Origin of the sequence: Streptomyces pratensis (assembly GCF_016804005.1) — a bacterium.
GTDB lineage: Bacteria > Actinomycetota > Actinomycetes > Streptomycetales > Streptomycetaceae > Streptomyces > Streptomyces pratensis_A.
On the sequence record NZ_CP051486.1, the window covers coordinates 5,951,696 to 5,972,720 of the forward strand.

16 protein-coding genes are annotated in these 21,025 nt (G+C 69.7%); 2 read left to right on the top strand and 14 right to left on the bottom strand.

The genetic code is table 11. From position 1 onward, the window contains the following. Positions 1–104: 104 nt before the first annotated feature. The 10 genes from secG to uvrA all read right to left on the bottom strand — a co-directional run bounded on the left by secG (position 105) and on the right by uvrA (position 13,272). A complete protein-coding gene (gene secG, locus HED23_RS24590) occupies positions 105–341 on the bottom strand; it encodes a preprotein translocase subunit SecG (RefSeq protein WP_203185559.1) in 237 nt (78 codons plus the stop codon). A 137-nt stretch (positions 342–478) separates the two neighbouring features. Next, a complete protein-coding gene (gene tpiA, locus HED23_RS24595; RefSeq protein ID WP_203185560.1) occupies positions 479–1,255 on the bottom strand; it encodes a triose-phosphate isomerase in 777 nt (258 codons plus the stop codon). Between the two features lie 6 nt (positions 1,256–1,261). After that, positions 1,262–2,473 carry a phosphoglycerate kinase gene (locus HED23_RS24600; protein ID WP_203185561.1) on the bottom strand — a complete coding sequence of 404 codons (1,212 nt, stop codon included), beginning with the start codon at positions 2,471–2,473 and terminating at the stop codon, positions 1,262–1,264. A gap of 112 nt (positions 2,474–2,585) precedes the next feature. Next, positions 2,586–3,596, bottom strand: coding sequence for a type I glyceraldehyde-3-phosphate dehydrogenase (gene gap / locus HED23_RS24605; RefSeq protein ID WP_104789935.1), 1,011 nt, complete (start codon positions 3,594–3,596; stop codon positions 2,586–2,588). Between the two features lie 658 nt (positions 3,597–4,254). Continuing rightward, positions 4,255–5,244 carry a DNA-binding protein WhiA gene (gene whiA, locus HED23_RS24610; RefSeq protein ID WP_018104603.1) on the bottom strand — a complete coding sequence of 330 codons (990 nt, stop codon included), beginning with the start codon at positions 5,242–5,244 and terminating at the stop codon, positions 4,255–4,257. Further along, a complete protein-coding gene (locus HED23_RS24615) occupies positions 5,235–6,269 on the bottom strand; it encodes a gluconeogenesis factor YvcK family protein (RefSeq protein ID WP_203185562.1) in 1,035 nt (344 codons plus the stop codon). Before HED23_RS24615 ends, whiA begins: the two co-directional genes overlap by 10 nt. Continuing rightward, positions 6,266–7,231 (bottom strand): RNase adapter RapZ, encoded by a 966-nt coding sequence (gene rapZ / locus HED23_RS24620; RefSeq protein WP_238442093.1) that lies wholly within the window; start codon positions 7,229–7,231, stop codon positions 6,266–6,268. The genes HED23_RS24615 and rapZ overlap by 4 nt, the downstream gene beginning before the upstream one ends. Next, entirely contained in the window at positions 7,228–9,387 is a 2,160-nt protein-coding gene (uvrC, locus tag HED23_RS24625; RefSeq protein WP_203185564.1) for an excinuclease ABC subunit UvrC, read from the bottom strand. Before uvrC ends, rapZ begins: the two co-directional genes overlap by 4 nt. A 138-nt stretch (positions 9,388–9,525) precedes the next feature. Further along, positions 9,526–9,954, bottom strand: a complete 429-nt coding sequence (locus tag HED23_RS24630) for a Rieske (2Fe-2S) protein (RefSeq protein ID WP_203185565.1) — start codon at positions 9,952–9,954, stop codon at positions 9,526–9,528. A gap of 300 nt (positions 9,955–10,254) precedes the next feature. After that, a complete protein-coding gene (uvrA, locus tag HED23_RS24635) occupies positions 10,255–13,272 on the bottom strand; it encodes an excinuclease ABC subunit UvrA (protein WP_203185566.1) in 3,018 nt (1,005 codons plus the stop codon). 175 nt (positions 13,273–13,447) lie between these two features. Between uvrA and HED23_RS24640 the strand changes: the two genes are divergently transcribed. Together HED23_RS24640 and HED23_RS24645 are read left to right on the top strand one after the other, a co-directional pair. Continuing rightward, positions 13,448–14,137, top strand: a complete 690-nt coding sequence (locus tag HED23_RS24640; protein ID WP_203185567.1) for a maleylpyruvate isomerase family mycothiol-dependent enzyme — start codon at positions 13,448–13,450, stop codon at positions 14,135–14,137. Between the two features lie 10 nt (positions 14,138–14,147). Then, positions 14,148–14,804, top strand: a complete 657-nt coding sequence (locus HED23_RS24645; protein WP_203185568.1) for an MBL fold metallo-hydrolase — start codon at positions 14,148–14,150, stop codon at positions 14,802–14,804. A 65-nt stretch (positions 14,805–14,869) separates the two neighbouring features. On the opposite strand, the gene HED23_RS24650 is transcribed toward HED23_RS24645, so the two are convergent. The 4 genes from HED23_RS24650 to uvrB all read right to left on the bottom strand — a co-directional run bounded on the left by HED23_RS24650 (position 14,870) and on the right by uvrB (position 21,020). After that, on the bottom strand, positions 14,870–15,868 hold the full coding sequence (locus HED23_RS24650; RefSeq protein ID WP_203185569.1) for a TerC family protein: 999 nt from the start codon (positions 15,866–15,868) through the stop codon (positions 14,870–14,872). Between the two features lie 267 nt (positions 15,869–16,135). Beyond that, complete coding sequence (locus tag HED23_RS24655; protein WP_203185570.1) at positions 16,136–18,067, bottom strand: TerD family protein; 1,932 nt, start codon at positions 18,065–18,067, stop codon at positions 16,136–16,138. A 123-nt stretch (positions 18,068–18,190) separates the two neighbouring features. Further along, entirely contained in the window at positions 18,191–18,769 is a 579-nt protein-coding gene (locus tag HED23_RS24660) for a TerD family protein (protein ID WP_015607863.1), read from the bottom strand. Between the two features lie 130 nt (positions 18,770–18,899). After that, positions 18,900–21,020, bottom strand: a complete 2,121-nt coding sequence (gene uvrB, locus HED23_RS24665; protein ID WP_203185571.1) for an excinuclease ABC subunit UvrB — start codon at positions 21,018–21,020, stop codon at positions 18,900–18,902. Between the last annotated feature and the right edge of the window lie 5 nt (positions 21,021–21,025).

The window sequence follows — 21,025 nt, forward strand, 5'->3', positions numbered from 1 at the left end:
TAACTCCCTGCGTGATGGTGCTCGAAGATGCCCCAGTCTACGTAAGGCCCAACGCGCGTCCAGTGAAAGGAGTTACACCGTCACCGGGAATCGCGAACGACGGGTCAGGCGTCCAGCTTGATGAGCAGACCGAGCACGACGATGCACGCGAACCAGATCAGACCGACCACGACGGTGATGCGGTCGAGGTTCCGCTCGGCGACCGACGAGCCGCCCACGGAGGACTGCATCCCACCACCGAACATGTCGGAGAGGCCGCCGCCCTTCCCCTTGTGCATCAGCACCAGGAGCATCAGCAGCAGGCTGAAGACGATCAGGGCGATCTCGAACGCCAAAACCACGGCTGGTCCCTACTTTCCGGATTTCCTAGGACTGCATGTACGAACAGCGGGGGCCCGGGGGTACACCCCCTCGGCCCCCGCAAGGGTACGACGGATCCGTGCTACCGCATACTCACCGGTCGCGGAAGCGGACGATCCTACTGGTCGCGGAAGCGGACGATCTTGACGAACTCGTCGGCGTCGAGCGCGGCGCCGCCGATCAGGGCACCGTCGACGTCAGGCTGCGCCATGATCGCCGCGACGTTGCCGGACTTCACCGAGCCGCCGTACTGGATGCGGACGGCGTCGGCCAGCTCCTGCGAGTAGAGCTCGGCGAGCCGGCGACGGATCGCGCCGCAGACCTCCTGGGCGTCCTCGGGGGTGGCGACCTCGCCGGTCCCGATGGCCCAGACCGGCTCGTAGGCGATCACGATGGACTCGGCCTGCTCGGCCGGGAGGTCCTTCAGCGCGCCGTCGAGCTGCGCCAGGGTGTAGGACACCTGGTCACCGGCCTTGCGGATGTCCAGGCCCTCGCCGACACAGAGGATCGGGGTCAGGCCGTGCTTGTACGCGGCCTTCACCTTGGCGTTGCAGATCTCGTCGTTCTCGCCGTGGTACTGGCGGCGCTCGCTGTGGCCGACCGCGACGAAGGTGCACTTCAGCTTGGCGAGCATCGGGCCGGAGATCTCACCGGTGTACGCGCCGGAGTCCTGCGCCGAGATGTCCTGGGCGCCGTACTTGATCTTCAGCTTGTCGCCGTCGACCAGCGTCTGCACGGAGCGCAGGTCGGTGAAGGGCGGCAGGACGGCGACCTCGACCGCGTCGTAGTCCTTGTCGGCCAGGGCGAAGGCGAGCTTCTGGACGTGTGCGATGGCCTCGAGGTGGTTGAGGTTCATCTTCCAGTTGCCCGCCATGAGCGGGGTGCGGGTGGTCATTGAGGGTCAGTCCTCCAGTGCGGCGAGTCCGGGAAGCGTCTTGCCCTCGAGGTATTCGAGGCTGGCGCCGCCACCGGTCGAGATGTGGCCGAATGCGTTCTCGTCGAAGCCCAGGATACGGACGGCGGCAGCGGAGTCCCCGCCGCCGACGACGCTGAAGGCCTGGGAGTCGACGAGGGCCTGGGCGACCGCTTTGGTGCCCTCGGCGTAGTCGGGGTGCTCGAAGACGCCCATCGGGCCGTTCCAGAAGACGGTGGCCGCGTCGGCGAGCTTCGCTGCGTAGAGCTTGCGGGTCTCGGGCCCGATGTCCAGGCCCTCCTGGTCGGCCGGGATGGCGTCGGCGGCGACCGTGGTGGGGTTGGCGGGGGCCTTGGTCTTGAGGTCCGGGAACTCCCCCGCGACGAGGACGTCGACCGGGAGCACGAACTCCACACCGAGCTCCTCGGCCCGCTTGAGGTACCCCTGGACGGCCGGGACCTGGTCCTCCTGGAGCAGCGAGGTGCCCACCTCGTGGCCCTTGGCCTTGAGGAAGGTGTACGCCATTCCGCCGCCGATCAGGATGCGGTCGGCCTTCTCCAGCAGGTGGTCGATGACGCCCAGCTTGTCGGAGACCTTGGCCCCGCCGAGGACCACGGCGTACGGGCGCGCGACGTCCTCGGTGAGCTTCTTCAGGACGCCGACCTCGGTGGCGATCAGGCCGCCGGCCGCGTGCGGCAGCCGGGCCGGGAGGTCGAAGACCGACGCGTGCTTGCGGTGGACGGCGCCGAAGCCGTCACCCACGTACACGTCGGCGAGCTCGGCGAGCCGGTCGGCGAAGGCGCCGCGCTCGGCGTCGTCCTTCGACGTCTCACCGGCGTTGAAGCGGAGGTTCTCGATGACGGCCACCTGGCCGTCGGCGAGGGCCGCGACCGTGGCGCGGGCGGACTCGCCGACGGTGTCCGTCGCGAAGGCGACCTCACTGCCGAGCAGCTCACCCAGGCGTGCGGCGGCCGGCGCCAGCGAGAAGGCCGGGTCCGGGGCGCCCTTCGGGCGGCCGAGGTGCGAGGCGACGATGACCCGCGCACCCGCTGCGGCGAGCTGGGCGACCGTGGGCCGGACGGCGCGGATGCGGCCGTCGTCGGTGATCGTGGTGCCGTCCAGCGGCACGTTGAGGTCGGCGCGGACGAATACCCGCTTGCCCGCGACCCCTTCGGCGAGAAGTTCGTCGATCGTCTTCATCTGTTCCCATACTCCTTGGAAGGACTGATGAGCATGCGAGGGGGCTCGAACGGCGCCACGTCGCGCCGTCCGAGCCCCTCACATCACACCTGGATGCCTGCCGATCCTAGGATCAGAGCTGGCCGCCGACGAAGACGGTCAGGTCGACGAGACGGTTGGAGTAACCCCACTCGTTGTCGTACCAGCCGAGGATCTTCACCGAGTTGCCCTCCTGGACCATGGTCAGGGAGGAGTCGAAGGTGCAGGACGACGGGTCACCCACGATGTCCGAGGACACGATCGGGTCCTCGGTGTAGGTCAGGAAGCCCTTGAGGTCGCCGTCGTCGGACGCCTTCTTGAACGCGGCGTTGACCTCGTCCTTGGTGACCTCGCGCTGCAGCGTCACGACGAGGTCGGTGGCGGAACCGGTCGGGACCGGGACGCGCATCGCGATGCCGTCGAGCTTGCCCTTGAGCTGCGGGAGGACCAGGGCGGTCGCCTTGGCGGCGCCCGTCGTGGTCGGGATGATGTTCTCGGCGGCGGCGCGGGCGCGGCGCAGGTCCGAGTGCGGGAAGTCCAGGATGCGCTGGTCGTTCGTGTACGCGTGGACCGTCGTCATCAGACCCTTGACGATGCCGAAGTTCTCGTCGAGGACCTTGGCCATCGGCGCCACACAGTTGGTGGTGCAGGAGGCGTTGGAGATGACGTGGTGGTTGGCCGCGTCGTACTTGTCCTGGTTGACGCCCATCACGATGGTGATGTCCTCGTCCTTGGCCGGAGCCGAGATGAGGACCTTCTTGGCGCCACCGGCGATGTGCTTCTCGGCGTCGGCCTTCTTGGTGAAGATGCCGGTCGACTCGATGACGATGTCGACGCCCAGCTGACCCCAGGGGATGTCGGCCGGGTTGCGCTCGGAGAGCACCTTGATGGTGTGACCGTCGACGGTGATGGTGTCGGCGGTGTGGCTGACCTCTGCCTTGAGACGACCCAGAATGGTGTCGTACTTCAGCAGGTGAGCCGTGGTCGCAGTGTCACCCAGGTCGTTGACAGCCACGATCTCGATGTCCGCACCCTGCTCCAGCAGCGCGCGGAAGTAGTTACGACCGATGCGGCCAAAGCCGTTGATGCCTACGCGGATCGTCACGAACCGATCTCCTCGTTAGGAACGCCGGTTTCGATGCCGGCGAGTTTTATAGGGATGTCCCCGACCGCCTCCGACCCTACCTCTCCGAGGGCTCCGGAGTGACATCGAGAGCACGGGTACGAAGGGGGATCTCCTTACTCCCGAGTAGGAGTACGGGATTCCGGCCGAAGGGGGCGGCGGGGGCGAACCCCGCCCACCGCACGGTCACCAAGCGTCAACCTCCGCCGGAGCCGGGCCCCTTGCGGCGACGGGGGTGGCCGGAAGCGCTTGCCCGCGTGAAGTCACCGGGAGTCACTTGACGTGGATTCAGCCATCGCGGCTCCGCCCCCTGCCGACGTCGGCAAAGGACAGGCGCAGCGCACTTCCGGTGCGCCGCGACTGCCCGCGAGTTTCATGCTCAATTGTGCGGACCGGCACTCAATCGATATTCACGGCGGGCCGCACGCGCGCTTTCGGGGTGCGGGGAGGACGGAACTGCTGGAAGTCCGGCCCGCTCAATCGTGCGGGGAGGCACTCGAATGCATTCCAGGAAAGTCGTCCGCCTCATTCGGAATGGCTTCCGCCCCCGTTCGCGAATATGCCAACGGCCCCGCCTTCCCGGTGCCCCGCGGCGGGGCCCCGGCCGCGCCCGGAGGACGGCCGGCGCTCTCCCGCGGTCTCAGCCCACGAGGCCGTCGGCCAGTTCCTCGCTGAGGGTCGACTCCGTACCCGGGATGCCGAGGTCCTGGGCCCGCTTGTCGGCCATGGCCAGCAGGCGCCTGATCCGGCCGGCGACCGCGTCCTTGGTCAGCGGCGGGTCGGCGAGGGCTCCCAGCTCCTCCAGGGAGGCCTGCTTGTGCTCCATGCGCAGCCGTCCTGCCGCTGCGAGGTGCTCCGGGACCTCCTCGCCCAGGATCTCCAGCGCGCGCCCCACCCGGGCACCCGCGGCGACCGCGGCGCGGGCGGAACGGCGGAGGTTGGCGTCGTCGAAGTTGGCCAGCCGGTTGGCCGTCGCGCGGACCTCGCGCCGCATCCGGCGCTCCTCCCAGGCCAGCACCGACTCATGGGCACCGAGTCGGGTCAGAAGGGCTCCGATCGCGTCACCGTCGCGGACGACGACGCGGTCGACCCCGCGCACCTCCCGGGCCTTGGCCGCGATGGAGAGCCTGCGGGCGGCACCGACGAGGGCGAGCGCGGCCTCCGGGCCGGGGCAGGTGACCTCGAGCGAGGAGGACCGGCCCGGCTCGGTGAGCGAGCCGTGGGCCAGGAAAGCACCGCGCCAGGCGGCCTCCGCGTCGCAGGTGGCCCCCGAGACCACCTGCGGGGGCAGGCCGCGGATGGGGCGGCCGCGGCCGTCCACCAGGCCGGTCTGTCGCGCGAGCTGGTCGCCGCCGGCCACCACCCTCACGACGTAGCGGGAGCCCCGGCGCAGTCCGCCGGGAGCCATCACGATCAGCTCCGAGCTGTGCCCGAAGATCTCGAGGATGTCCCGCTTGAGCCGGCGGGCTGCCATCGCCGTGTCCAGCTCGGCCTCGATCACGATCCGGCCGCTCACCAGGTGCAGCCCGCCCGCGAACCGAAGAATCGCCGAGACCTCCGCCTTTCTGCAGCAGGTCCGGGTCACAGGAAGCCGGGAGACTTCGTCCTTCACCGCTGGCGTCATCGCCATGGGCCGATCCTTCCATGCATCCGAAAAATACGGTCGTACGCGGCGGCCAACAGCTCCGGATCATGAATCGGAACGCCGTCGGGTGAGGCCACGGGGGCCAGCTCGACCGCGGCTCCGAGCCGCTGTGCGGCGTCGGCGAGGGACTCGCGGTCGGGCACGGCGGCCTCGTCGGCCAGCACCACGTCCATGGCGAGTTTAGGGGCGTGTCGTCCCAAAACCTCCAAATGACGCTGCGGTGAGAAGCCTTCTGTTTCACCGGGCTGTGGTGCGAGGTTCAGCGAGAGGACCTTACGGGCCTTCGTGGTCACCAGTGCGTCGAGCAGTTCGGGCACCAGCAGATGCGGAATCACGGAGGAGAACCAGGATCCCGGGCCGAGCACCACCCAGTCGGCGTCGAGCACCGCGGCCACGGCTTCGGGTACCGCCGGCGGGTCGGCCGGCACGACGTGGACGGACTGTACCTCGCCGGGGGTCAGCGCCACCGTCGCCTGCCCGCGCACGGTGACCGTGTCGTCGGGGTGCTCCGGGTCGTGCCCCCGTACGAGCGCCTGGAGCTCCAGGGGGACGGCGGACATCGGCAGCACCCTGCCGTGGGCTCCGAGCAGCTTGCCGACGAGGTCGAGGGCCTGGACGTGGTCGCCCAGCTGTTCCCAGAGGGCGACGATGAGCAGATTGCCCACCGCGTGCTCGTGCAGATCGCCCTTGGACTCGAAGCGGTGCTGGATCACCTGGGCCCAGGTCTGGCCCCATTCGTCGTCCCCGCAGAGCGCGGCCAGCGCCTTGCGCAGGTCGCCCGGCGGAAGGACGCCGAGCTCCTCGCGGAGCCGGCCGCTGGAACCGCCGTCGTCGGCGACGGTCACCACGGCCGTGAGGTCGCCGGTGATCCGGCGGAGCGCCGTGAGCGAGGCGGACAGCCCCATGCCGCCGCCGAGGGCGACGACCTTGGGCTGTGCGCCGCGCTTGCGTCCGGAGAGCGCGGCCGTGGCCCTGCTCAGCCGACGCTGACGCAGATGGCGACTGGTCACTCTCGCCCCATGTCCCGGTGGACGAGGACGGTCTCGATCCCTTCGGTGGCCAGCCGGGCGGCCAGCTTCTCCGACATCGCGACGGAACGGTGCTTGCCGCCCGTGCACCCGACGGCGATGGTGACGTACCGCTTGCCCTCACGGCGGTAGCCCGCGGCGATCAGCTGGAGCAGCTCCGTGTACTGGTTGAGGAACTCCTTGGCGCCCGGCTGGTCGAAGACGTAGTCGGACACCTCCTCGTTGAGCCCGGTGAAGGGGCGGAGCTCCGGGACCCAGTGCGGGTTGGGCAGGAACCGGCAGTCGACGACCAGGTCCGCGTCGACGGGCAGCCCGTACTTGAAGCCGAACGACATGACCGTCGCCCGCAGCTCCGGCTCCTCGTCGCCGGCGAACTGCGCGTCCATCTTGGCCCGCAGTTCGTGCACGTTCAGGCTGGAGGTGTCGATGACGAGGTCGGCGTCCCCACGGAGCTCACGCAGCAGGTCACGCTCGGCCGCGATGCCGTCGACGATGCGGCCGTCGCCCTGGAGCGGGTGCGGGCGGCGGACCGATTCGAAACGGCGTACGAGGGCGTCGTCGGAGGACTCCAGGAAGACGATCCGCCGGGTGACGTGCTTGGCCTCCAGGTCCGCCAGGGACTCCCGGAGGTTGTCGAAGAAGCGGCGGCCCCGTACGTCGACGACGACGGCGATGCGCGCGACGTTGCCCTGGGACCGGGCCCCGAGCTCCACCATCGTCGGGATCAGCGCGGGCGGCAGGTTGTCGACGACGAACCAGCCGAGGTCCTCCAGACACTTGGCGGCGGTGCTGCGCCCCGCGCCCGACATTCCGGAGATGATCACCAGCTCGGGGATGGCGGGCGTGGCGGCCTCGGCCTTCTCCGTGGTGCTTCCCGTACTCACGTGTGCTGCTCCGTCTACTCGGCCGCGTTCGTCCTGGCGTTCATGCGCGTTCTCGGTCATGTCCTGCTGCCCCCGTCGTCCTCTTCAATGATCTCTCCTGTGGCGGTGTTCACGGCGGGCGCGGCCGGGGCTGCCGCTGCGAAGGCGACGGCCACCGACTCCGCGGTCCTGCGCCCTATCCCCGGCACCTCGCAGATCTCGTCGATTGTCGCCTGCCGAAGCTTCTTGACGGAGCCGAAATGCTTGATCAGCGCCTGCTTGCGGGTGTCGCCGAGGCCCGGCACGTCGTCCAGGGGGCTGCTGCGGATGCGCTTGGCCCGCTTGGCCCGCTGGTAGGTGATGGCGAAGCGGTGGGCCTCGTCCCGGATGCGCTGGAGGAGATAGAGGCCCTCGCTGGAGCGGGGCAGGACCACCGGGTCGTCGTCATCGGGGAGCCAGACCTCTTCGAGGCGCTTGGCGAGGCCGCAGACGGCGATGTCGTCGATGCCCAGCTCGTCCAGGGCCCGCTTGGCGGCGGCGACCTGGGGCTGCCCTCCGTCCACGACGACGAGCTGCGGCGGATAGGCGAAGCGCTTGGGGCGCCCGTCGTCCTCGCGGGGCTCCTCCTGGACCGCGGCGCCCTCCGGCGCCGCGGACGCCTCCGCACCGGGGGCGGGTTCACCCGGTGCGAGCCCTGCGGGGACGGGCGCCGGCGGCGCCGTGGAAGCCGGGCCGGAACCTGTGGGCTCAGTGGGAGCCGGGGCGGAGCCCGTGGGCGCCGACGGGCCGGGAACGGGGCCTGTCGGGGCGGGGGTCTCCTCCCACTCCCCCGTCCGCTCCTTCTCGTGGAGATAGCGCTTGAAGCGGCGGCCGATGACCTCGTGCATCGACCGGACGTCGTCCTGGCCCTCGAAACCCTTGATCTGGAAGCGGCGGTATTCGCTCTTGCGGGCGAGGCCGTCCTCGAAGACCACCATGGACGCGACCACGTCGTCACCCTGGAGGTGCGAGATGTCGAAGCATTCGACACGCAGCGGAGCGGTGTCGAGACCGAGTGCCTCGGCGATCTCCTCCAGGGCGCGGGAGCGGGTCGTGAGATCGGACGCGCGCTTGGTCTTGTGCAGCCCCAGGGCCTGCTGGGCGTTGCGCTGGACCGTGACCATCAGGTCCTTCTTGTCGCCCCGCTGCGGGATCCGCAGGCTGACCTGTGACCCCCTGCGGCCGGCGAGCCACTGGGACACGGCGTCGGGGTCCTCGGGGAGCGCGGGGACCAGCACCTCCTTGGGGACGGAGTCGCCCGTCTCCTCCCCGTACAACTGCTGGAGCGCGTGTTCCACCAGGCCCGCGGTGTCGACGGCCTCGACCTTGTCGGTGACCCAGCCGCGCTGGCCCCGCACGCGTCCGCCTCGGACGTGGAAGATCTGGACCGCCGCTTCGAGCTCGTCCTCGGCGACGGCGATCAGGTCGGCGTCGGTGGCGTCGGCGAGGACGACGGCGCTCTTCTCCATGGCGCGCTTCAGCGCCCCCGCGTCGTCGCGCAGCCGGGCCGCCCGCTCGTACTCCATCTCCTCCGCCGCCTGCATCATGTCCTTCTCCAGGCGGCGGATGTACGTCCCGGTCCGGCCTGCCATGAAGTCGCAGAACTCCTCGGCCAGATCGCGGTGCTCCTCGGGGGAGACCCGGCCGACACACGGGGCGGAGCACTTGCCGATGTAGCCGAGGAGGCAGGGGCGGCCGGTCCGCTCGGCGTTCTTGAAGACACCGGCGGAGCAGGTGCGCACGGGGAAGACCCGCAGCATCAGGTCGACCGTCTCGCGGATCGCCCAGGCGTGCCCGTACGGACCGAAGTAGCGCACGCCCTTCTTCTTGGCGCCGCGCATGACCTGGACGCGCGGGAACTCCTCGTTGAGCGTGACGGCGAGGTAGGGATAGCTCTTGTCGTCGCGGTACTTGACGTTGAACCGGGGATCGAACTCCTTGATCCAGGAGTACTCCAGCTGGAGCGCCTCCACCTCGGTGGAGACGACGGTCCATTCCACGGAGGCCGCCGTGGTGACCATCGTGCGGGTGCGCGGGTGCAGGCCGGCCAGGTCCTGGAAGTAGTTGGCCAGGCGCTGGCGCAGGTTCTTGGCCTTCCCGACGTAGATCACCCGGCGGTGCTCGTCGCGGAATTTGTAGACCCCCGGGGAGTCGGGGATCTGTCCCGGCTTGGGGCGGTAGCTGGAGGGGTCTGCCATGTCCACCACCCTACTGGCGGGCGGTGACAGAGCGGCATTTCCGGGGCTCCGGGGGGATACGGCGATCTCGCGGACCGGTCAGGCTCCGGGGCCTGAGGCGGTCTCGCGGGCCGGTCACGCGACGAACTGCCGGGCCGGTCAGGCTCCGGGGCCCGCGACGAGCTTTCCGCCCTCGAGCTTCACCGGGACCGAGGGCAGCGGCACCGTGGCCGGCCCCTGAAGTGCCTTCCCCGTGGTCATGTCGAAGCGGCTGCCGTGGCAGGGACAGTTGCCCTCGTTGCCCTCGACCTTGTCCAGGAGGCAGCCCGCGTGGGTGCACTGGGCGCTGAAGGCCTTGTACTCGCCGGCTGCCGGGCAGCTCACGACGACCCGCTGCTCCCGGTAGAGCTTCGCCCCGCCGACCGGGACCTCGTCGGCGGCGCCGAGCTCCACGGGCGCGGTGGGCGTGGGCGTCTGCGCGTGGCCGAGCTTCGATTCGGTCGAGCAGGCTGCCGCTCCCAGCCCGGCGGCACCGGCGAGCGCGGCGCCCTTCAGTACGGTACGGCGGGCGGCGGGCAGGCCGGACATGCGGTCTCCACTGGTCGGGGGGGGACAGAGAGCCGCCGTCACCGTCCGGGGCACCGGGTGCCACGGACTCGGGGCACGGGCCGCACCTGATGGCATGAGCGACAGACCCGACGATACCGACGCAGGACGCCGGCCCTTCGACCGGCCCCGGTCAGTGCCCGGCGGGAGGGACCGGTCCTGGGGCGCACGGGCGGTGCGAGGCGGAGGGACGGGAAGCCCGAACGACGACAGGGCGGCACCCCTGTGCGGGGTGCCGCCCTGTTCGGCCGTCGTCAGGTCCTTCCGCGCGGGCGGAAGGCGTCAGGCCTTCCGCGCGCGAGCGGCCTTCCTGGGCGCGGGCTGCTCGGCCCTCGCCTTCGCGGCCGTCCTGGCCGTGGCCGTCTTCCGGGCCGTGGACGCCTTCGCGGCCACGGCCTTCTTTGCGGGCGCCTTGCGTGCCTTCCGGGCCGCGGGCACAGCGGCCTCACCGATCCGGTCCGCCCCCAGGACGTCCTGGAGGAACTTCCCGGTGTGGCTGGCCGGCACCGAGGCGATCTGCTCAGGGGTGCCCTCGGCGACCACCAGACCACCGCCGTTGCCACCCTCGGGTCCCATGTCGACGACCCAGTCCGCGGTCTTGATGACATCGAGGTTGTGCTCGATGACGATCACCGTGTTGCCCTTGTCGACGAGGCCCGACAGCACCGAGATGAGCTTGCTGATGTCCTCGAAGTGCAGACCGGTCGTCGGCTCGTCCAGGACGTAGACCGTGCGGCCGGTGGAACGCTTCTGGAGCTCGCTCGCCAGCTTCACGCGCTGCGCCTCACCGCCGGAGAGCGTCGGGGCGGACTGGCCGAGCCTGACGTAGCCGAGGCCCACCTCGTTGAGCGTGCGGAGGTGGCGGGCGATCGTCGGTACGGCCTCGAAGAAGTCCAGGCCCTCCTCGATCGGCATGTCCAGCACCTCGGCGATGGACTTGCCCTTGTAGTGGACCTCCAGCGTCTCCCGGTTGTAGCGCGCGCCGTGGCAGACCTCGCACGGTACGTACACGTCGGGCAGGAAGTTCATCTCGATCTTGATCGTGCCGTCACCGGAGCAGTTCTCGCAGCGCCCGCCCTTGACGTTGAAGGAGAAGCGGCCCGGCAGATAGCCGCGCACCTTCGCCTCCATCGTCTCCGCGAACAGCCTGCGGACGTGGTCGAAGACTCCGGTGTACGTGGCCGGGTTGGACCGCGGTGTACGGCCGATGGGCGACTGGTCGACATGGACGACCTTGTCGACGAGGTCGTCGCCGTCGACCCGGGTGTGCCGCCCCGGGACCGACTTGGCGCCGTTGAGCTCGCGCGCCAGGTGGGTGTAGAGGATGTCGTTGACCAGGGTCGACTTACCCGAACCGGACACACCGGTGACGGCGGTGAGCACGCCGAGCGGGAAGGAGACGTCGATGTCCTGGAGGTTGTTCTCCCGGGCGCCGTGAACCGTGAGCCGGCGCTTCGGGTCGACGGGACGCCGGACGTCCGGCATCTCGATCGCCCTCTTGCCCGAGAGGTACTGGCCGGTGATCGACTCCTTGTTGGCCAGCAGTTCCTTGAGCGAGCCGGAGTGGACGACCTTCCCGCCGTGCTCACCCGCGCCGGGGCCGATGTCGACGACCCAGTCGGCGACCTTGATGGTGTCCTCGTCGTGCTCGACGACGATGAGCGTGTTGCCCATGTCCCGGAGCCGCACCAAGGTCTCGATCAGCCGGTGGTTGTCGCGCTGGTGCAGGCCGATGGACGGCTCGTCCAGCACGTACAGCACGCCGACGAGGCCGGAACCGATCTGGGTGGCGAGCCGGATGCGCTGGGCCTCACCGCCGGACAGGGTACCCGCGGCGCGGTTCAGCGAGAGGTAGTCGAGGCCCACGTCGACGAGGAACTTCAGCCGCTCGTTGACCTCCTTGAGGACCCGCTCGGCGATCTTCTTGTCGCGGGCGTTCAGCTTGAGGCGGCCGAGGAACTCGGCACACTCGCTGATCGACATCGCGGCGACCTCGGCGATGGACCTCTCCATCACCGTCACCGCGAGGACCAGCGGCTTGAGCCGGGTTCCCTCGCAGGTCGGGCAGGCCACCTCACGCATGTAGCCCTCGAAGCGCTCCCGGCTGGAGTCGCTCTCGGCCTCGGAGTGCCGCCGCTTGACGTACTGGACCGCGCCCTCGAAGCGGGGGGTCGTGTAGGCGCGCTCGCGCCCGTACCTGTTGCGGTAGCGGACCTCGGTCTGGATCTTGTGGCCGTGGAGCAGCGCCTTCTTGGCGCGCTGCGGCAGTCCGGCCCAGGGGATGTCCGTACGGAAGCCGAGGGCGTCGGACAGTGCGGTGATCTGGCGCCCGAAGTACTCCTTGGTGTGGCCGTGCGACCAGGGGTGGATCGCACCCTCGTCGAGGGACTTCTCCTCGTCGGGGACGATCAGCTCCGGGTCCACCTCCATCCGCGTGCCGATGCCCGTGCAGTCGGGGCAGGCGCCGAAGGGGGAGTTGAAGGAGAAGGAGCGGGGCTCCAGCTCCTCGAAGGAGAGGTCGTCGTACGGGCAGTAGAGGTGCTCGGAGTACATCCGCTCACGCTCGGGATCGTCCGCCTCGAGGTCGACGAAGTCGAGCACCACCATGCCGCCGGAGAGGCCCAGCGCGGTCTCGACGGAGTCGGTCAGCCGCCGCTTGGCGCTGTCCTTCACCGTGAGGCGGTCGATGACCACCTCGATCGTGTGCTTCTCCTGCTTCTTCAGCTTGGGCGCTTCGGAGAGCTGGATCGTCTCGCCGTCGACCCGGGCCCTGCTGTAGCCCTTGGTCTGGAGATCGACGAAGAGGTCGACGAACTCACCCTTGCGCTCCCGCACCAGCGGGGAGAGGACCTGGAACCGGCTGCCCTCGGGCAGGCCGAGCACCTTGTCGACGATCGCCTGCGGCGACTGGCGCGCGATGGGCCTGGAGCACTCGGGGCAGTGCGGCTTGCCGATCCTGGCGAAGAGCAGCCTGAGGTAGTCGTAGACCTCGGTGATGGTGCCGACCGTCGAGCGCGGGTTGCGCGAGGTCGACTTCTGGTCGATGGAGACGGCGGGCGAGAGGCCTTCGATGAAGTCCACGTCCGGCTTGTCCATCTGGCCGAGGAACTGCCGGGCGTACGAGGAGAGCGACTCCACGTAGCGCCGCTGGCCCTCGGCGAAGATCGTGTCGAACGCGAGTGAGGACTTGCCCGACCCGGAGAGCCCGGTGAAGACGATGAGGGAGTCACGGGGGAGATCGAGCGAGACGTTCTTCAGGTTGTGCTCGCGCGCGCCACGGACGATGAGACGGTCGGCCACGCCGGTCCGCACCTTTCTGGAGAGAAGTGGGGGAACTGAGCCCCCGTCCCAGGGTATGGGGGGCGCCACAGCGATGTACGAAGCTTTCGACTCCGAGCGTATAGCACGCGCATTCGATTTACGGACGACCGAAGACTCCATCACCCGAATGAGTGGCGGGGTCTACGCTCGGCCCATGACTGATCATGCGCGCGACCTGGAAGCTGTACGTGAAGCGACCGATCGACTGCTCGGTGCCACGGGCAAGATGGACGACGGCGCCGTTGCCGAGCCGTCGCGTCTGCCGGGCTGGAGCCGCGGCCATGTTCTTGCCCACCTGTCACGTAACGCCGACGCCCTCGTAAATGTTCTCCAGGGGCGCCCGATGTACGCGAACAGCGAAACCCGGGACGCGGACATCGAGCGTGACGCGCCCCGGCCTCTGACCGAACAGCTCTCCGACCTGCGCGCGAGCGGGGCCGCCTTCCTGGCGGCGGCCGGGGCACCGGCCGACTGGTCACGGAAGGTCACGCTGCGCAACGGTGTGACGGACTCGGCCTCCCGGATCCCCTTCCGCCGCTGGGCCGAGGTCGAACTGCACCACGTCGACCTGGGGGCCGGATACGAGCTGGAGGACCTGCCGGAGGAGTTCGTGACCCGGGAGAACGACTTCCTGGCCGAACGGTTCGCCGGGCATCGCGATGTCGTCCCGACGACGGCGGTCACCGCCGACGGCAGGCTGTGGACCACGGGCGGCGGGGCCGACGGACCTTCGGTCACCGTCCGGGGCACGGCCGCCGACATCCTCGGCTGGCTCTGCGGACGCCGCGACGGCTCCGCACTCACCGTGACGGGCGGCGGCCTTCCCGCGCTGCCTCCGCTATAGGCTGCGTCACATGACGTACAGCGGAACGGTCAAGGTCGGCGGACCTGCGGATGTGCACGAGCTGACGGATCTGATGATCTCCAAGGTCGCCGTCGGGCCGATGAACAACAACGCGTATCTGCTGCGCTGCCGGGCCACCGGCGAGCAGCTCCTGATCGACGCGGCCGCCGAGCCCGGGGTCCTCCTGCGGCTGATCGGCGAGGACGGCATCGCGTCCGTGGTCACGACGCACCGGCACGGTGACCACTGGCAGGCGCTCGGGGAGGTGGTGGCCGCCACCGGTGCGCGGACGTACGCGGGGAGGTACGACGCCGAGGGCATCCCGGTACCGACGGACGAGCTCGTCGAGGACGGCGGCGCGATCCGGGTGGGGAGGGTCTCACTGACCGCCAGGCATCTGACCGGTCACACCCCCGGGTCCATCGCCCTGGTCTACGACGACCCGCACGGGGCGCCGCACGTGTTCACCGGGGACTGCCTCTTCCCCGGCGGTGTGGGCAATACGCACAAGGACCCGGAGGCCTTCGCGAGCCTGCTCCACGACGTGGAGACCAAGCTCTTCGACCGTCTGCCGGACGAGACCTGGGTCTATCCCGGCCACGGTCACGACACCACGCTCGGCGCCGAGCGCCCGCAGCTGCCGGAATGGCGTGAGCGCGGCTGGTGAACGGGTGAACGACCGACGGCCGGGTGCCCCCTCGGGGCCCCGGCCGTCGGCGTGTCCGTGCGGCGCTACTTCTCCGCGCCGATGTTCTCCGTGTCGTCCTTCTTCTCGTCCTTCTCGGCCGCTTCCTGCTTCTTGGAGGCGATGAGGCTGGTGATCGTGGTGATAACCAGGACGCCGCAGATGACGGCGAGGGAGAACGGGATGGAGATCTCCGGCACGTGCACCCCGGACTCGTGCAGGGCGTGCAGCACCAGCTTGACGCCGATGAACCCGAGGATCACCGAGAGCCCGTAGCTGAGGTGGACCAGCTTCTTCAGCAGACCGCCGATGAGGAAGTACAGCTGACGCAGGCCCATCAGGGCGAAGGCGTTGGCGGTGAAGACGATGTACGGGTCCTGGGTCAGGCCGAAGATCGCCGGGATGGAGTCGAGGGCGAACAGCACATCGGTGGTGCCGATGGCGAGCATGACCACCATCAGCGGGGTCATGATGCGCTTGCCGTTGTCACGGATGAAGAGCTTGGTGCCGTGGTACCTGTCGGCGACCCCGAAGCGGTGCTCGATCGACTTCAGGAGACGGTTCTCCTCGAAGTCGTCCTCCTCCTCGTCCGACCGCGCCTCCTGGATGAGCTTCCAGGCGGTGTAGATCAGGAACGCGCCGAAGATGTAGAAGACCCACGAGAAGTTGGCGATGACCGCGGCACCGGCGGCGATGAAGATCGCCCGCAGCACCAGCGCGATCAGTACACCGATGAGCAGCACACGCTGCTGCAGGTGGGAAGGCACCGAGAACTTCGCCATGATCAGGACGAAGACGAAGAGATTGTCGACGCTGAGCGACTTCTCGGTGATGAAGCCGGCGAAGAATTCGCCCGAGGCCTGACTCTCCCCGAAGACCAGCAGGCCCAGTCCGAAGAGTGCGGCCAGGGCGATCCAGACGATCGTCCAGATTCCGGCTTCCTTGGTCGACACGTCATGGGGCTTGCGCCCGATGAAGAAGTCGACGGCGATGAGGGCGCTCAGACCAAAGATGGTCAGCGCCCAGAGGGTCCATGAAACGTCCACTGCGCCTCCGGCAGTTCGCTACGGGCTATAGATCAGCGTCGTCGCTGCCGGAGGTCTCTTCCACCCGGGAGCGCGGGATGCGCGCCGGGCCGACGCCCCGGGACCGGTCACAGTCCGTACTGACGGGAACGCCGCGATCGGGAGTACTCCCCTCCGCACAAAGAACAGTACATGAAGCACCAAGAAACGGTAAAGTCCGGACCAAGGCGTGATCAAAATGCGAGGTCAGATGCCGAACGTGGTGTATCTGACCCGGTGTCACCCGGATCAGCGGTAGCCGGCCCGGCGCGCCGCGGCCACCAGCGCGAGCACCTGTTCCACGACCCGGCTGCCCTCCGGCACCCTCGGCGGCTCGTACGTCCACGCATGGCCGACCCACGGGTCGGCGAGGTGATCGTCGGCCACCGGGGTGATCCGCAGCAGGGACCGCCACAGCGGGTCGAGCACGGGGCCGAAGGCACGGGCGTCCTCGCGGTCGGCCACCATCAGCAGGTGCACGCCCACCGAGGGGCCCTCGTCGGCCAGATAGCGCAGCTGGGTGACGGCCCTGTCGTCGAAGCCGTGCGGGAAGTCGTTGACGATCAGCAGCTGCTCCCCCGTGTCGAGGTCCGCGGGCAGCGCGTCCGCGGCGCCTGCCCTGATCGCCATCTGCACCAGATCGACGCGCCGGGTGAGGTGGGCGAGGACCGAGGACACACCCTGCGCCCCCGCCGCCGGAGGCCCGGCGAGAACCCCGGAGCGGACCAGGGGGGAGAGCTGGCCGGCGGCGGAACCCGCCGGGTCGATGACGTGCACCGAGAACTCGTCCGCCGGGTAGACCGCGAGCAGCCGCGCGGCGAGCGCGACCGCGGTCTCCATGGCCTGCACCCGCAGCTGGTCCCCGGACGTGGCCGCGGCCGCATCGGACGCCGTACGTCCGCTGTCGACCCAGATCCCGCGTTCCAGGGGCAGCCGCACCAGCAGCGGAATGCGCAGGCCGTCGCCCTCGGGCAGCTGGAGGTCGCCGATGCGCAGGGCCATCGGGAGCTCCATCGGGACGTGGTAGCCGTGCCAGACGGGGTTTCCCCAGCCCGCGTACGCGGCGGGGAGGGCCGGTTCGACGACGGCCGCCTCGGCTGCGAGCTGGGTGAGATCGCGCTGGAGCGCCTCCCGTGCCCGGCCGGTGAGTTCGTCGTGCTTGGCGCGGGCCGCCTCGCGGGCGCGGTCGCCCGAGCCCGCGATACGGCTGCGCGGGTCGGAGAGGGTCCGCTCGAGCTCCTGGTCCATCCGGGACTCGGCGAAGTCGACCGCGCTGCGGTACGCGGCGACGGCGCGGGCGAGGTCCTCGAACATGCCCCAGATCTGGTTGTAGAGGCGCTCGTCCATGGACCAGCCGGTGGCGTCACCGGCGACGGGCTGCGGGGGCTGTCCGGGCGCGGCGGGCGGAGCCGCCGGCGGCGGGGGCGGGGGCGTGGTCCGGCGCCGCGGGTGGGCGTAGTCGATGGGGCCGCCGGAAGCGCCCGCGCGCGAGGACGCCGGGTCCTCCAGCGGCTCGGGTACCGGCGCCGCGGCGGGCGGCCCGGCACTGTCCGCGGCGGCCGCGGGGCCGGCCGGATGGCGTACCCGCTCTCCGTCGGGGGTCCGGGGCGGCGGCGTCACGGAGCGGGCGAGCCCGGAGGAGACAGCCTCCTGGATGGAGGCGGCCACCTCCGCCGCGCCCGCCACGCCCTGGTCGGCGAGCAGCTCGGCGAGCCCCGCGGCGTAGCCCTGGCCTACGGCGCGGACCTTCCAGACGCCTTGGCGGCGGTAGAGCTCCAGGGCCGACACGGCGGACTCCGTGTCGAGGCCGGTGAGGGTGAACGTGGCTATCTCGGCACCGTCGAGACCGGTGACGGAGACGAAGGGTGCGGCGACCGCGCCGAAACTGCCCGGCCTTCCCGCGCCCGTGGGCAGGGCGAGGAGCACCGTGACGCGGTGGACCTCCTCGGGCAGGGCGTCCAGGTCCACGGCCAGCCGGTGGTCGGCGGCCGCCTGCCTGGACACTTCCAGTCCGGGCACCCGGTGCGACGCCGGGTGGGCGATCCACTCGGCGCCCCGGACCGTACCCCGCTCGTCGCCGAGCGTGGCCCCGGCCACGACGGGTGAGCCCGCCGACACCCTGATCTCCAGACGGGTGTGGGGCAAGGTGTGGTTCTGCCCCCGGACCAGCTCGGCCGTCATTGCCCTGTCCCCTCGACGTTCGGTTGGTGCCCTGCCATGGGCGCAGCTCCCGGCGGCGGGCGCCTCCGGGAGCTGCTCGTACGTATGTTCAGGGGCCAGGTGTCGTCAGTGCCCCGGCCGTGCCTACAGGTGCGGCAGGATCGACGGCATCAGGTCCTGGAAGGTCCGGCCGTTGGCCGGGTTGCCGAGGGCGGTCATCTGCCATCCGCTGCCCGCACGGTGCACCTTCGCCATGATCTGCGCCGTGTACTGGCCGCCGCCGTCCAGGGTGTAGCGGGCGAGCTCCTGGCCGTTGGTCTCGTCGACGATGCGGCAGAAGGCGTGCCGCACCTCCTGGAAGGTCTGACCGGTGAACGAGTTCACCGTGAAGACGATCTGGTCGATGTGGACCGGGACCCGCTGCAGGTCGACCAGGATCGCCTCGTCGTCACCGCCCGAGCCGGCGCCGCCGACCAGGTTGTCGCCGGTGTGCTTGACCGATCCGTCGTCGCTGACGAGGTGGCGGAAGAACACGACGTCCACGGGCTGCTTGTCGGCGAAGAGCACCGCCGAGGCGTCCAGGTCGATCTCCCTGGTGCGCGAGCCGAACAGCCCGCGCCGCGGGGCAGCCTGCCAGCCGAGCCCCATCCGTACCGCGGTCAGGGTCCCCCCGTCGCTCTTCTGCAGGCTGATGGCCTGGCCCTTGGTCATGTTGACCGTCACGCGCTGTCCCCTCTCCGCTTGCCCCGCATCCGTCGGTGCGGTTTCCCCGCACCCTACGCAGTCCTCCGAGGTGAGAAGGAGTGATGGGCCGTTTTTGTGTCGGTCCTGCAACATCGCGGGCCCCACGGGGTCAGGCCAGCCCCGCCTCCCTCATCTGACGCAGCTCCTTCTTCAGCTCGCCCACCTCGTCGCGCAGCCGTGCGGCGACCTCGAACTGCAGGTCGGCGGCGGCTGCCCGCATGCGGTCGGTCATCTCCTCGATGATCCCCGCGAGCTCCGCCGCGGGCCGGTCGGTGACCACCGCACCGCCCTTCTTCGCCTTGCCCCCTGCGGCGGCCTTGCCCCCCAGCGAGGGGACGGGCGCCTTGGTCTCCTTGCCCTGCCGGTAGCCGGTGCCGAGCAGCTGCTCGGTGTCGACCTCCTCGCGGGCGATGGACGCGACGATGTCGTTGATCTTCTTGCGGAGCGGCTGCGGATCGACCCCTCGCTCGGTGTTGTAGGCGATCTGCTTCTCGCGGCGGCGGTTGGTCTCGTCGATGGCCTGTGCCATGGCCGGGGTGATCTTGTCGGCGTACATGTGGACCTGCCCCGAGACGTTACGCGCGGCGCGTCCGATGGTCTGGATCAGTGATGTGCCGGAGCGCAGGAAGCCCTGCTTGTCCGCGTCGAGGATGGCCACGAGCGACACCTCGGGCAGGTCGAGGCCCTCGCGCAGGAGGTTGATGCCGACCAGGACGTCGTACTCGCCGGAGCGCAGCTCACGCAGCAGCTCGATGCGGCGCAGCGTGTCGACGTCGCTGTGGAGGTAGCGGACCTGGATGCCCAGCTCCAGGAAGTAGTCCGTGAGGTCCTCGGACATCTTCTTGGTGAGCGTCGTGACCAGGACGCGCTCGTCCTTCTCGGTGCGCTTGCGGATCTCGTGGACCAGGTCGTCGATCTGGCCCTCCGTCGGCTTGACGACGACCTCCGGGTCGACGAGCCCGGTGGGCCTGATGATCTGCTCGACGAAACCGTCGCCGCGCGACATCTCGTACTTCCCGGGTGTGGCGGAGAGGTAGACCGTCTGGTTGATCCGGCCCAGGAACTCCTCCCACTTCAGCGGACGGTTGTCCAGCGCGGAGGGCAGCCTGAAGCCGTGGTCGACGAGGGTCCGCTTCCGGGAGGCGTCGCCCTCGTACATCGCGCCGATCTGCGGCACGGTGACGTGCGACTCGTCCAGGACGAGGAGGAAGTCCTCGGGGAAGTAGTCGAGGAGGGTGTTCGGGGCGGTGCCGGGCAGGCGGCCGTCGAAGTGCATCGAGTAGTTCTCGACGCCCGAGCAGGTGCCGATCTGGCGGAGCATCTCGATGTCGTAGGTGGTGCGCATGCGCAGCCGCTGCGCCTCCAGCATCTTGCCCTGCTTCTCGAGCTCGGCGAGACGCTCCTCCAGCTCCTTCTCGATGCCGGTGACGGCCTTCTCCATGCGCTCGGGGCCCGCCACGTAGTGGCTGGCGGGGAAGACGTGAAGTGCGGCGTCCTCGCTGATGACCTCGCCGGTGAGCGGGTGGAGGGTCGAGAGCGCCTCGATCTCGTCGCCGAACATCTCGATGCGGACGGCGAGCTCCTCGTACACCGGGAAGATCTCGATGGTGTCTCCGCGCACCCGGAAGGTGCCGCGGGTGAACGCCAGGTCGTTGCGGGTGTACTGGATCTCGACGAAGCGGCGCAGCAGCTGGTCGCGGTCGATCTCGTCGCCGACCTTGAGCTGGACCATCCGGTCCACGTACTCCTGCGGGGTGCCCAGGCCGTAGATGCAGGAGACGGAGGCGACCACGACGACGTCACGCCGGGTGAGCAGCGAATTCGTGGCGGAGTGCCGCAGCCGCTCGACCTCCTCGTTGATCGAGGAGTCCTTCTCGATGTAGGTGTCCGACTGCGGGACGTACGCCTCGGGCTGGTAGTAGTCGTAGTACGAGACGAAGTACTCCACGGCGTTGTTCGGGAGGAGCTCGCGGAACTCGTTGGCCAGCTGTGCGGCCAGGGTCTTGTTCGGCGCCATCACCAGGGTGGGGCGCTGCAGCTTCTCGATCATCCAGGCCGTCGTCGCCGACTTGCCCGTGCCGGTCGCGCCGAGCAGGACGACGTCCTTCTCACCCGCGCGGACACGCCTGTCCAGCTCGGCGATGGCCGCGGGCTGGTCACCGCTGGGCTGGTAGGGACTGACGACCTCGAAAGGCGCCACCGAACGTTCGATCTTCGAGACTGGCCGCATGCAAC